This window comes from Phenylobacterium sp., assembly GCF_036501465.1.
Lineage (GTDB): Bacteria > Pseudomonadota > Alphaproteobacteria > Caulobacterales > Caulobacteraceae > Phenylobacterium.
On sequence record NZ_DASYAF010000113.1, the window covers coordinates 1 to 12,975 of the forward strand.

Genomic DNA, 12,975 nt, shown 5'->3' on the forward strand with positions numbered 1-12,975 from the left:
ACTCAGCTTAGCTGAGTGCTCACATCGGGAGGCTCTATGGGCCAGATACTCCACGGCAGCGCCACGACCACGCACGCCATCCGAGCGGCGATACAGCGATCGAAAGCTCCGCTCAAAGAGCTAGCCGCCCGGCACGGCCTCGTCCCGAAGCAGAACTCCAGCGGCGGCAAGGAGCGCCTTGGTGGGATCACCAAGCAGGGCAACCGCTACCTGCGCCAGCTGCTGGTCGTGGGCGCGCTGGCGGTGATCCGCTACGCCGAGCGACACGGGACAAAGCGGCCCTGGCTCGTGCAGCTGATGGCCAGGCGGACCACCAAGATCGCGGCCGTGGCGCTGGCCAACAAGATGGCCCGGATGATCTGGGCGATCATGACCAGCGGCGAGGCCTACCGCGAGCCGGTGGCGCAAGCCGCGTAGAGATCAGGCGCTCAGGCGCCGACACTCTTGGGAAGGGCGACGAAGGAGTGATGTGACCCGGTCGAACCGGGAAGCGGGAGAACCCAGCGCGCCAGAGGGCCTTCGAGCCCGTGCTTTTGGTCGGGACCCGGCTTCGCGGAGGGCATCATGGCCAGCGGCCCATGCGCCGCACCAACAGGTCGAAGACATGGCCGCACCGACCAACCGTCACAGAACTCCCGGATCAACCTTGCCAACGGGGAGCCGTCCAGACATGGCGCACTACCGGCGATGAGGCGCCGTTCAAGGGCGGGATGTAGGCGTATAAGTGACACCCTAGCCATCTGCGCCCGGGGGGGCGGCTTCGACGAAGCCGTCATCCCAGAACGCGATTGAGCTCGCTGGTAACGCGCACACCGGCCCACAGCGCGTGGCAGCGGTCGTGGCCATCTTTGCATGCGTGCGGGCCAGTAAGGCGGAGAATCACGCGTTCGATGAACGTCTCCCCCAGCTCAGCGGTACTGTAGGTTCATACTGAGGGCGAACCGATCGCGGACATCGGCGCTAGCCATCCGGCCGGCTACGTCGATCTCACGCATTGGGTTGAGGTACCGGTGAGTCGACCTAGCGTGGCGGGATGATGGGCGTGGGAGTCGGCGTGACGAGCGGTGTGGGTTGCAAGGTGGGGAACACGCGGGCGAGCAGCCCTTCCAGGAAGCCGAAGAACGCCTCCGCTCCAAAACCTGCGAGGAACGACAGCCCTGCCGCGCCGATGGTAATGGTATTGACCGTGGCCTTCGCCGTTCCACCGCCGCCGACGGGATCGGCAAAGAACAGCCCGACCGACAGGCCGGCGGACATGCCGAGGTACATCACCAGGCGTGCGACCACGAAATCGCGCGGGGCCAGCAGACTCTCCCGCAACTTGGTGGTGATGGACCTCATCAGACCCGCGATCGTGCCCAGGCCGCCGAAGGCCATGGGGATGACGATGTTGTTCAAGGCGTTGATCGCGTCGAGGGTGAAGCCTTCGAGGTCCGCGGCGCGCGCCGCGTCGCGCTGCGCCTCCTCGGCCTCGGCCCGCTTGTCTGTCGCAGTCCTCCCATCAGTAAGCGGCCTGCCAAACCCCAAAAGCCGCACGCTGATCGCCACCGGCCGCACCGGCCAACGGGCGCCCACGAGGTCTTTCAGGTCGGCGCGGCTGCCCTGGGCGCGATAGCGCACGGTCCGTAGCTGGACACAGCCTTTCCGCTGCGCCGCGCTCATCGTCGTCGTCGTGTCGGCACATTCCGCGTCGCTGGGGGTATTGGCGTCGGCGACCGTGGTGGCGAAGGCGTTGTCCGAGTCGGTGATCCGTTTCAAGACGGCGCCGGTGACGCTGATGTCCCAATTGGCGTAGGCGACGAATGCCACGAGGAGAATGGCGGTCGCATGGAGCCGCGCATGGAACCTGCGGAACTTGCGGGCCTGGGCTTCCAGGTTGGGATAGGCGGAGCGGGCGGAGAAGAACCGGCGTTTGGCGCTCTCATCTGGAAGCGCGTGGAATTTCTTGCGCCACCACCACCTTCGCCGGGGCTGGGCTTCGTCCAAGTCGAGCGCGACCCCTGCGAACATGGCGGTGAAGGCGACGGTGATGCCCAGCGCCGGGGACGCCAGGTAATTCAACCGGTCTTTCACCACCAACATGAACGCCGCCTGCTGCGCGGTGGCCGCGAGAGGGCCGGCCGGCGGGTAGCTGATCTTGCAGATCTCCTCGACCACGGCCTGAGGCGAGATTGTTTGCAGCGCATTGCCCGAGGCGTCCTGGGTCGTGACGTCCTTGAGCCCGGCCAGGGATTTGTCGGCGCGGCCCGAGATGAAGTCGATCAGCAGATGGACCTCGCTCAGGTCGCGCAGGAACAACTGCTCTTCGTCGAAGGGTTCGCCCGGGCTTGCGCCGGACCCGCTGCGGCGATGAGGGCTTGGGCTCCTGGCGACCGCCACCGGCACTTCCGCCGAAGCGATTCCGTTGGAGATCACGCTGAGAAGATAGACCCCTGGTGACGTGGTCGCAGGAAGCTCGAAGCTGGTGGTGGCGGCCACGCTGGCTGAGCTCACGCTGAGGGTGGAAGCGTCGAAGCTTCGCGCATAGACCACCGTGTCGGAGGGGAAGGCGGCGCTGTGGCGGCCGCCCGCGATCAGCACCCGCCCGTCCGACAACACCGCAGCAGCGCAGGTCACGGGCGCGCTCGGCGAGGGCCCGGTGCGGCGCCATTCGCCTTGGGCGTAGCGCCCGGCCCGATCGGGCCGCAGGCGCCACCACAGGCTGGTCCCGGCTTGCTGGGCCAGTACAGACCCATCGGTCAGCAGCACCATCTGCCCGATGTTGAACGGCGCGGCGAGCGGCGTGGTCCACGTTCCTGCCATGGCTTACTCTCTGGATCCCGGCGCCCGCCGCCGCGTCATCGCGCTATCCGGCTTTCACTGCCGCATCGACGGCGACGACCAAGGCGTTGAGTCCGGCCGATGTCGCGGTGGCCTGGTCGACCGCCTGCATGGCTGCGAGGAGGTCGTTGGCTCCGGCGGCGGGATTGGCGATCGCAGCGTTGAGGGTGTTGATCCAGTCGTCCACCAAGGTGAGCTGGTTTTGCAGGTCCATAATGTTCTGCGGCGGGTTCGCGGCGTTGGCCGCATCGATCTGCGCCTGTAGGGCGGCTCTGGCCTGCATCAATTGGGCGACCGTGGCTGCGACCGAGCCGGCATCCATCGCCGCCAGTTGTGTCGCCAGGTTCGGGATGTCGACGGGCGGGTTGGACATGGAAATCCTTTCGGGGGGGCGGGCGCCGGGGCGTCGGACGAGAGGGGCTAAGATTTCGCCGCCGGCGTCGCGGCGGGCGGCGGGGCTGATGGCGAGGCTACCGCAGGCGTCGGCGAGGTCGCCCCCTGCTTCAGCTTTTCAGCGGCCTGGTAGACGGCGTTCCCGGAGGCGAAGATTTCCTGCGCCTGGGCTTTGAAGCTCGGCTTCTTGGCCATCGCGGTGTATGCGCCGGCGGCCTTCTGCAGGCTGGCGCCCGCGCCGCCGTCATCCAGGGTGTCCGCCGTCGCGTGGGTGACGGATAGCGAGGCCACGATGGTGGGCGCATCCACCTTCGCCGCCGTGGCCTGGGTGGCCAGGACATCCTTCTGGCCGGCCAGGGTCCAGGCGTTAACCAGCAGGGCCGTCTGGGCCTGTTCCAGGGCGGTTTGCGTGGCCAGGGTGTCCAGCAGTGTGGCGTTGTTCTGGTTGAGCTGCTTCTGGGCGGTGATGAAACCGTCCATCCCAGATTGCTCGGTCGCCAAGTGGGCCGAGGTCTGGCTGGCGAGGGTCCGCATGGCGGCGGTGTTGGCGCATCCGCTCAGCATCGCAACAGCGCCCAGGATCATGAGGTGACGCATGGCCGCTCCCTATTTCGACGCCGCGACGCCGAGCAGGCCGGCGTCGAAGAGCAGTTGGGCGATGACGCTCGGCTGTACGCCGCCGTCGGCGTAAGCCTTCAGCGACGCGCTGGCGGCGCGGGCCAGGCTCTGTTGTTCGGTCTGCGCGGCCTGCTGCCGTTGCAGCGCGGCGCGGGTGAAGATCAGCGGCTCGCGATAAGCGAGGATGTCCTCGGGGATCACGCCCGTGTTCCAGGCGACGAGATAGGCGGCCAGACCGCACGCATAGGCCGAAGCAGCGGGGCAGCTTGCTCCCCCCTTGGCATACTGATGAACCTGCGCCAGCGCCGCGGCTTCGGCGCTGAGGGCCGCCGTTCGGGCCTTGGCGGACGCCACCGCCTGGGCTTCGGCGTTCGCCAGGATGCTGACGTCGGACTTTTCCGCCGCCAATATGGCGTTGGCTGCCGCCAGCCAGTTGGCCGACCTGTAGCGAGGGTCATCAGCGTCGCGGATCTGCGCGATCGCCTGCAGCACCGACCAAACGGCCGCCGTGCGGCCGGACGTGGTGGACTTCGCCACTCCGCTGCAGTCCGTCCCGGAGGGCGGGGGCGGTGAACACAGGGCCCCGGTCAGGGTGTTGGCAAGTTCGGCCTGGACGTGATTGAGCCCCCCGAGCTTGGCCGCGCTGGACATACCCTTCAGCGCTGTCTCGACGTCCGACTGGAAGGTGTTCAGCTGCGCGACGTCGCCTTTGACGGCGAGGTCCTTCGCCGCGGCGATGGCGTCCGTCAGGTCCTTGTCTCCCTGCGCCGCGGACTTGGCGGGCGTGGTCGGAAGCGTCGCCGCGAACGCATGACCGATCTCGCTCGCGCTGGTGAGGCCAACGTTTCCGACAATGGTCCTCAGTCGATTTTCATCGTCCACCTGCTGGCCGCAAATCGTCTGCACGTTCGCCAGGAGTTGCGTGACCGTGATGCCCCCGGGGTTGATCTTGGCGGCCTTGGTGAGCGTGTCGCAGTCGTCCTTCGTGGTGTCCTTCGGGTCTCGGTAGCGCTCGTAGGCGTCACGTGTGCTGGCGACGATTCCAAGCGTCGAGATGAGGCGGCCGCCCGCTTGCGTCAGTTCGTTCGCGAGGGGGACGATCGCTGCGGTCTTCCCGGCCTTGCATGGGTCACCGCCCACCAAGCCCTGGAGTCTCGCGCAGGCGTCCGCGTCGAGCGCGTCCAACGCCTTGGCGTCGTCGTGCTGGCCCTTGGCGTCGCTCAGTCCCAGCAGGGGCGCGACAAGGGCGTCCCGCATGGCGACGTCGCGCACCGCGACGGCGAGATCTTGGCGCGCACCATAGCCATTGAGGTTCGTGAGCTGGGTGGTGAAGGGCTTGACCGTGTCGCCGCCTTGGACGTTCGTGTCGGCGGCATCGGCTTGCTTGGCCAGGTCCGGATCGTTCACATAGACGGACGCGCAGCCGCCCACAGAAAGCAGCATCAATGCCCCTAAAATGGCAGCTAGTCGCATGGTTGTGGCCCCGACCCCCTTTTATCCTTGGTTGTGAAACCCGAGTTCGTCAACTGTCGTTATTTCGTTATCCAGAGGAGCGGGCGGAAGGCCTTAAAGCCATCGTTTGTACGGGCGACAGTTCGGGCCGCCGACCGCCCGGAGATTGGACTTGAGGGCTTCCGCCGCCCTAGCAGGGCTGAGCCGGGGTTGGGCTGAAATATCGGCATGAGGCCCAACCAGCCCGAACGCCGGACCTGCGCCGTGAAGCAGGCCGCGCGCCCTGCTAGAGCGCGGCGACACACTTCACATCTTGTGAACGGGTGGGCGACGCCCTGGAGCGCATCCATGTCTCCAACCTGGACCTCGTCCGAGTGTGAACGAAGGTCCGATTACCGGAGTGAGTTCGATGTCCGCCAGTGGCGCCACTTCGACCTAGCCGAAATCCGCGACCTGCCCGGCCTGCGGCGGGTGAAAAGCCGCCAAACTGCGCCAACTAGCGATGAGGTGCTTCGCCGTCCCCTTGCGTGCTGGCCTTGGCCCACCAGGCGAGGCTTGGGATTGGTTGGTCGGCCGAGAAGTTCGGCGCTGGCGCCCCGTATACCTTGCACTCTTGAACCACGTAGTCGCGGAGATCCGCCGGGATCGTCGCAGGCTCGACACCCAGCGTTTTCGCGATGTTCACGAGCTCCAGTGCATTGGCCACCTTGGTGGCGTTCATGAGGCGCCCGATGCCGGCCAGCGCCGCGATCCGCTCCGCCTGCTGCGGCGACAGCCGGTCGAGCGTCAACAGGCTCGCGAATTCCGCGAGGACGGTCAGCTGGCGTTCGTGTCCCCGGTTCTGATTGTCGACGCGGTCATAATAGGCGGCATAGGCCAAGCGCTCCTTGGTTGGCATGTGGGTTACGGCGCCGCCCTTCTGGGCTTCCCATACCGACGTCGGCGGAGCATCGAGCAGTCCCGGCGTCCACGCTGGCTTTGGCCCGCCTTTGGCCCAAGCAATCGCATGGTCGTAGTTCAGCATGCCACAGCGATCCTCCGCCGCCGCCCTGAGTTCGACGGCGGCGTCTGCCGCGATCTCCCCTCGCAGAGCCTCACGCGCTTCGCGAACCTCCGCGCCACGATGCACCGCCTCCACCGCCTGTTCGCCCGCGAGCGCGATCAGCACCCCGATGACGATGGTGCCGATCTCCTTCAAGAGTTCTCGCCAGCCATGCCAGGGCTTGGGTTTGTGGATATCCATAGGCGGGCTGCTATCTCTCGGTCGTGAAGGCGCGGCCTACGCCCGGATTGATGATCTGCGTCGCGCCCGGCTTGGTGGCGGGGCTGGTCAACCCCTTCTCCAGGTCGTCGGCGGCGTCCGTTGCGGCGGGTGGCGTTGGCTTGCAGATGCCTGCGCCGAAGGCGAGACCGATCCCTTCCTGGTAGGCGGCGTCGACCTCTTGGGTGCTAAGAAAGTCCGAACTGGCGATGACGGTCTCGATAACCCTGCTCGTGCTTCGCTGCGTATAAGCGTCGCGATAGGCGTGGCTAAGTGCGATCCGGCCGGCGGCGATTTCGGCGTCGCTGATGGGACGCCCGGGACCGGCAAGGATGCGCAAGGTCGACCAGTCATCGACCTCTGCGGCGCGCGCCGCACGCATGCCTTCCAGCGAACTCGCAAGGCCGGAGAGGATGAGCTGTTCGCGGTTCGAAAAGTGCGGCAGCGTCTGCCCCGAGGTCAGCGCGGACCAACTCTGAAGCGTCCATCCCGCAGTGGGCGGCGCGGCGCGCCATCCCATGGGCGGCAGCCGTTTGCTGATTTGGGCCTGGTTGAGTATCGCACCGATCTCACGCAGGCGTCGCGCGGTGCAGATCGTATGGGCGTCCTGCGCCGCCGCGCCACCGATCAGTTTTTTGAGGTCGAACGCGATGGCTTCGCGCGCCACATGCACCTCGTGCCGCCAATGCAGCCATTCGACGGTCTGCTCAGCGCCGAGGGCCGTGAGAACACCGACCACGATGATCACGTATTCCTTCAGGAACTCGCGCAGGCCATGCCACGGCTTGGGTTTGTGAATGTCCATGCCGCGGTCCCTAGCGCTCGGTGGCGATGGCGTTGCCAACGCCTTCAGTTCGGAGCGGCATGTCCCCGGGCCGCATGGGCGGGTTCGTCATGATGTCGAGGATGACGTCGCGCGTATGGGCCGGCGGGACCTTGGGCGGCGCGCAGAAGGGCGCCTTCTTGGCCTCGGCCACGCCTTCCTTGAAGGCTTGGTCGACCTCCTTAGGGGTCAGGAACCCCGACCGGGCGATGATGGTCTCCAGGCCCAGAGCCACAAAGCGTGTGTCGAGCGCGGCGGTGCTCACCCGGCTCAAGGCCTGCCGCAACGCCGCGATCTCGCTGTCCGATGTCGGGCGCCCGGGCCCAAACATCGTCTGCACCACGGCCCAGGCGTCGCGCTCCGCGAGCGCGCGGCCCTTGTTGTAGTCGCCGGAACCTTCGATCGCGGTGAGCAGGATCTGGTCGCGATTGGCCATGTGAGCAAGGGTCTGGCCCGTGGTCAGGCCGTTCCAGCTGCGCATCGACCAGGCCGGCGTGTAGGGCCGCCCCACAGGCCCGAGCGGCGGGAGGCGGTGGGAGACCTGCGCCTGGTCCAGCGCGTCGCTGAGCGCCCCCATGCGCTCGGCCTGGCAGGGCAGGATCGCGTCTTTGTGCGCCGACTGGGCGAGGAGGCGCTTCAGATCGTAGGTGATCGCATCCTTCGCCACATGGACCTGGTGCTGCCAGTGCAACCACTCGACGGTCTGCTCGGCCGCCAGGGCCGTCAGCACGCCCACGACGATGATCAGGTATTCCTTCAGAAACTCGCGAAGGCCATGCCAGGGCTTGGGTTTGTGCAGGTCCATGGCGCTACCCCGCGAACGGCATCTTCTCGGCCTCGGCCGGCGGCGTGGAAAGGGGCAGGCAGATCAGTCTGAGCATCCTGGCGCCCAACCGGTTGAGCTCCGGATCCACGCCCTGGATGCCGATGCGGCCGGCGTAAAGGCTGGCGGTGCGCACTTCCTGGCGCAGCGATCCGTTCAGGACCTTGGCGCGCCCCAGCGCCATGCGCGCGTCGGCGAGGAGTTCCGGCGACGGCCGTTGCACGCCTTCGAGGCCCATGAGTTCGCCCCAGGTCAGCCGATCCTCAGCCTGACGCGCCTGGAAGTCCTCGAACACCTGGTAGACGCGGATGTAGTCGCGCTGCTCGTCCGAGGGCAGCAGGCTGGCGCGGCCGCCGGCCGTGGCCGCTTGCCAGCGCTGCGTATAGGTCGCCGGGTGTCCCGGCTCGCCGATGGTCAGCGGCGGCGTGATCGGCTGGCCCGCCTCCGCCTTGCCGATGTAGGCGCTGAGCTCGTTCAGCCGCTTGTCGATGCAGGGCTGGATTTCACCCCGCCGCTTCATGTTCGCGAGGTCGAGGTTGATCTCTGCGCGCACGGTCTCACGCGCCTCGGACGCCAGGCGCCGCTCATGGAGGTTCTCGACCACCGCCTCCGCGGCAAGCGCCGTCAGCACACCGATCACAATGATCAGATACTCCTTCAGGAACTCCCGAAGGCCGTGCCACGGCTTTGGTTTGTGGATGTCCATGGCCGCCCCCCCGAGCGGTCGTTTCCCCGGACGCCTGCGTAGCATGGATAGGCGTCGCCTTGGCAAGGCCAAGCCTGGTGCGGAATGTCGCGGCGGGATTCGACGCGGCGACCGCTGGCCCGCACCTGGGTGCGACAGCTATCGAGGACCAGGCGTGGACCACATTTCCCTGAGCGACCCGCTCACCTGGCTCGGCGTATTGGTGGCTTCGTTGCTGATCGCTGGCCTGTGCTATGCGATGCGCGCCGGCTCAAAGACCCCGCAACATCCTCGGGACGACACGGAATCCGGCACGCATTCCTGAGAGTCCGCTTTCCGGCGCCGGTCCAAGGTCCGCTTAGTGAATCTCCGACCTTCGGAAGGTCCGCTTCCCGGCAAGGCTCCTCAACGTCCGCTTGAGACGCCTGCGCAGCCTCAGTTCGCGCGTCGCCAGATCTGTGCCTTACAAAACATCAGCACGCAGCCTGAGACATCCAGCCCTCCATCCGACCGCATTTTTAGCTTCGAGTCGTAGGACTTTCCGCTGTCCGGGTCATAAATCTTGCCGCCGCTCCAGCCGCTTCGGCCGGCTGCCCTAAACCCTGTCAGGAATGGCAGTCCGATAAGGGTGCGGCTCCGCAAGGCGGGATCGGGATTCGCCTTGTCGCGCGGCGGGTTCGCCGGGTCGACGCGCGCGCCCAGCGCCACGATGCGCCCGCACAGCGTTGACGGGGTCGTCGATGGGACACAGTCCTCGATCAGGATCTGTGATCGTCCCGCTCCCGCGGACCATGTCCCCCGAGGGTCAGGCGTTGATTGTGAGAGGGCGGCGGCCAAAGCTATTATCGTAAGCGGCATATTTCACCTTGACCGTTAGAGTGAGGTCCTTGGGTTGGCCAAGGTTCTGCAAGCCCCACGTCCATGATTACCCCTGGCGGGCTGCGATCCTCGCGACGCGGTCACCAGCCGGAGAAGCCGAGGAAGCCAAGGCTCGAGAACGTCGCTGCGCACGCCAGGAATATGGCGATGGTCAGCGCATGAGCGGCTTTGCGGGAAGTCGACCAGCCGTTTGATCGGCCGACGACCGCGAGCGTCGGCAGCGAGGCGAGGGAAAGGCCGGCCGCGGCCGCGAAGAGCCAACACGCCCAAACGAGAGCGGGAGAGGGGTACGACCAAATTATCTCCGCGACGTTGGGCGCCGAGAGGGCCCCGACGACGAACAGTGAGAAGAGTCCCAAGCCTGCGAGCCACGTCAGCGCCAAAGCGGCGACGATGGCTGTCGCACAGCGCTCGAACGCCGCCTCGGGCTTGCGCGTCAGGAGCCTGCGAACAGCGGCGCCCAGCGCCAGCATGGCTGTGAGCGCTGTCAGCGCGATGACCAGCTTCGCCCAGCTTGGTCCCTGCCAATAGCCAATGCGCTGCCAGGCCGCTTCGGCGTACGGATCGTAAAGGCCGACGTCGCCGCCAAGGGGTCGGAAGGCGATCCGCTCGGGGCCTGCGACATCGCGATAGACGCCCTGCCCAAGCGGCATGAACCGCCGAGATGGCCCGAAGGACGGGCTTAGCAGCAAGTCCCCGTTCGGTGCCGCGGCGACCACTTCGGTGTCGATAAGCAGATGATAGAGGCCCCGCTCGGTGCGGAAGTAGGGACGGCCCAGGCTTCGATAAGCGCCAGCATGGGCGCGGGCCTCGGCGGGCGATCGCGGCCCATATACTGGAGTCGAGGCTTCGGCCCCGAGGAATTGCGCGGCGATCAGATCGCGCAGTCGCTGGACCAGTTCTCGTCCGCTGCCCGTGTTACTTGAAACGAAGACGCCGATCCCGGCCCCCGGGATGAGAGTCATGCTAGCGACCTGATAGATGGAGGAACCGCCGTGGCCGAAGGCTTCGGCGTCACTCGGGAGGGGCACGGCCTCAAAGCCGTGCAGCATGTCTCCGAATCCCGCAGGCCCCGCGAAGAGCGGCTGACGCATGTCGAGCATGGTTTGCGCCTTGAGAACGCCGGATCGCTCCATCGCTTGCGGATCCAACAGTGCGCTCATGTAGGCCGCCATGTCGGTTGCGCTCGCAGACAACGCCCCGGCGGGAGGGTCGGAAGTGAACTCGCGGGACGCCACTTCGAGCTGGCCCGCGTTGGAGCGAAAGCCATCCGTTAAGCGCGCCGCCACGGGGTCCGACATGGGCGCGGGGAGGCCGTGAGCCATCGCGGTTTGCATCGAATAGGGCTGGCGGAACGTCGCCCCCGTCATCGACAGGGGGCGAAGGATCCGCTGTTCAGCGTAGTCCTCCCATGACATCCCACTCACGTGAGCGACGATCGCGCCAGCCAGCGTCGCGCCGTAGTTCGAATAGACGACCACGCTGCCTGGCTCTCGCACGCGATTGACACGGTAGCGCCGCAGGTAGGCGTCGAGTGGCAAGAGCGCGTCGCCGCGATTGACGAACAGATGCCCGAACGCAGAGTCCTCAAATCCCGCTGTGTGGCTCATGAGATCGCGGATCAAGATGGGCTTGCGAAAGCCCTGATCGGGAATTTGCAGAGAAGCGGGCAGATGCGCGTTGATCGGATCATCCAGGTGTAACCGGCCTTGTTCGACGAGTTGCATCACCGCGATCCAGACCATCGTCTTGGAGATCGATTGAACCGGGAATAGGGTGTCGACATCGACCTTGCGTCCCGGGGCCGCAATCCCGTACCCCTTGATCAACAGCGATCCCGATCTGTCCACGATGGCGACGCTGATGCCGGCGATCTGGTCTTGCCGCATGGCATGTCCCACTGCGCCATCGACGAAGGCTTCCAGGCGTATCGGATCGATCGTGCGCGGCGACGTGGGCGCTTGCGCCGAGACCGAGCCGCCGAACAGGGATGCCACGATCGCGATGAAGATCAGGAGAGGGTCGTTCGCTCGCCACGGCTCAGTCCTCGCCTCAGCGACTTTCCTCATCGGGTGGTCCCCTTCGTAAACAGAGGCGCGAGTTACTACTCCTTCACTTTTCCTAACCGATCGAACCAGCGCATGATTGGACCAATTCAAGGTTGCCCGAAGTGCATCCTAAGCAGCTTGCGAGTGCGTCACCGTCCCGGTCGAGGTGCGAGATACGAATGCGAAGGTTCAGTGGGGCCATAGTCAGGAGGACGATCGATCGCAGCGACGCGCATGTGCCGGCGCACGCACATGACTGGCCGATGCTCTCGCTTTTCGTCATCGGCTCCTTCTCGAACCGCACGGAGGCCGGAGAGAAGTTCATCGCCGGGCCGTCTGCGATCTTCTATCAAGCCGGCGCCGCTCATCAGAACACGGTCGGCCCCAACGGATTCGAGCAGATCGAGATCGAATTCGACCCCGCCTGGCTCGGACGCTCATTACTGCCGCGAGCACCGGTTGCGCACTGGATAGGTGGCGTCACGGGCGCGAGAGCCAGGACTATCGCGAGGCTCTGCGCGAGCGAGCTTGCGGAAGACCAGTTCCGTTCGGTGCTGCGGCAATTCGTAAGAGGGGGCGCAAGCCAGCCGCAGCCGCGGTCACCGGAGTGGGTGGACGCCGTCGCGCAGCGCGCCAGAGCGGAAGGAACTGCAACGGTCACTGAGCTCGCAAGGCAGGTGGGACGGCATCCGTCTTGGCTTGGGTCGGCCTATGGTCGAGCCTTTGGCGAAAGATTGCAGGAAACGGCCGCTAGGATTCGCGTCGAGCGCGCCGCACGGCTGTTGCGCGAAACCGACGAGCCGCTCGCCCTAATCGCGCTCGACGCGGGATTTTGTGACCAGAGCCACATGAACCGGACCTTCCGACGTTTCCTCGGCCGTTCGCCAATTTTGGTAAGGGAAGACCGCCGGACGATCCGATGCTGATCGAGGGACAATGGTCAGAGCATAGTGACCGGCGCGGCCGGCGCGGCCGGGGGCGCAATCAGCCGGCTTCTCGCGTCGCAGGGCGCGCGCCTTGTGCTTCTCGATCGTGAGGGCGACAGGCTGGCCGCTCGTGGACGAGCTCAAGACGGGCGACCTCCGAGGGGCCAGGCGATTGAACGTCTGCGCTCCGGACCGATGCGAATGTCGGTTCATGGCGCTCCAACCACATTCTGCGGAATCGACTTCC

Annotated in this window: 11 protein-coding genes and 1 pseudogene; 2 read left to right on the top strand and 10 right to left on the bottom strand. The window is 66.2% G+C overall.

Translation table 11 applies throughout. From position 1 onward, the window contains the following. Nucleotides 1-114: 114 nt before the first annotated feature. Nucleotides 115-259 (top strand): annotated as a pseudogene (locus VGL85_RS22160) (transposase); the annotation flags it as partial. 761 nt (nucleotides 260-1,020) lie between these two features. Here the strand turns inward: VGL85_RS22160 and VGL85_RS12400 are convergent. The 10 genes from VGL85_RS12400 to VGL85_RS12440 all read right to left on the bottom strand — a co-directional run bounded on the left by VGL85_RS12400 (nucleotide 1,021) and on the right by VGL85_RS12440 (nucleotide 11,823). Further along, nucleotides 1,021-2,802 (bottom strand): hypothetical protein, encoded by a 1,782-nt coding sequence (locus VGL85_RS12400; protein WP_331589253.1) that lies wholly within the window; start codon nucleotides 2,800-2,802, stop codon nucleotides 1,021-1,023. Nucleotides 2,803-2,845: 43 nt separating this feature from the next. After that, complete coding sequence (locus VGL85_RS12405) at nucleotides 2,846-3,193, bottom strand: hypothetical protein (protein ID WP_331589254.1); 348 nt, start codon at nucleotides 3,191-3,193, stop codon at nucleotides 2,846-2,848. A gap of 47 nt (nucleotides 3,194-3,240) precedes the next feature. Beyond that, nucleotides 3,241-3,810 carry a hypothetical protein gene (locus VGL85_RS12410; RefSeq protein ID WP_331589255.1) on the bottom strand — a complete coding sequence of 190 codons (570 nt, stop codon included), beginning with the start codon at nucleotides 3,808-3,810 and terminating at the stop codon, nucleotides 3,241-3,243. Nucleotides 3,811-3,819: 9 nt separating this feature from the next. Continuing rightward, on the bottom strand, nucleotides 3,820-5,274 hold the full coding sequence (locus tag VGL85_RS12415; RefSeq protein ID WP_331589256.1) for a hypothetical protein: 1,455 nt from the start codon (nucleotides 5,272-5,274) through the stop codon (nucleotides 3,820-3,822). A 505-nt stretch (nucleotides 5,275-5,779) separates the two neighbouring features. Continuing rightward, nucleotides 5,780-6,526 carry a hypothetical protein gene (locus tag VGL85_RS12420; protein ID WP_331589257.1) on the bottom strand — a complete coding sequence of 249 codons (747 nt, stop codon included), beginning with the start codon at nucleotides 6,524-6,526 and terminating at the stop codon, nucleotides 5,780-5,782. A 10-nt stretch (nucleotides 6,527-6,536) separates the two neighbouring features. Beyond that, nucleotides 6,537-7,349, bottom strand: a complete 813-nt coding sequence (locus VGL85_RS12425; protein WP_331589258.1) for a hypothetical protein — start codon at nucleotides 7,347-7,349, stop codon at nucleotides 6,537-6,539. Nucleotides 7,350-7,359: 10 nt separating this feature from the next. Beyond that, entirely contained in the window at nucleotides 7,360-8,172 is an 813-nt protein-coding gene (locus VGL85_RS12430) for a hypothetical protein (protein WP_331589259.1), read from the bottom strand. Nucleotides 8,173-8,176: 4 nt separating this feature from the next. After that, nucleotides 8,177-8,896 (bottom strand): hypothetical protein, encoded by a 720-nt coding sequence (locus VGL85_RS12435; RefSeq protein WP_331589260.1) that lies wholly within the window; start codon nucleotides 8,894-8,896, stop codon nucleotides 8,177-8,179. Between the two features lie 414 nt (nucleotides 8,897-9,310). Next, nucleotides 9,311-9,733 (bottom strand): DUF2147 domain-containing protein, encoded by a 423-nt coding sequence (locus VGL85_RS22165; protein WP_414695244.1) that lies wholly within the window; start codon nucleotides 9,731-9,733, stop codon nucleotides 9,311-9,313. Nucleotides 9,734-9,834: 101 nt separating this feature from the next. Next, nucleotides 9,835-11,823 (bottom strand): serine hydrolase domain-containing protein, encoded by a 1,989-nt coding sequence (locus VGL85_RS12440; protein ID WP_331589261.1) that lies wholly within the window; start codon nucleotides 11,821-11,823, stop codon nucleotides 9,835-9,837. Nucleotides 11,824-12,065: 242 nt separating this feature from the next. Between VGL85_RS12440 and VGL85_RS12445 the strand changes: the two genes are divergently transcribed. Next, complete coding sequence (locus VGL85_RS12445; RefSeq protein ID WP_331589262.1) at nucleotides 12,066-12,728, top strand: helix-turn-helix transcriptional regulator; 663 nt, start codon at nucleotides 12,066-12,068, stop codon at nucleotides 12,726-12,728. The last annotated feature ends 247 nt before the right edge of the window (nucleotides 12,729-12,975 follow it).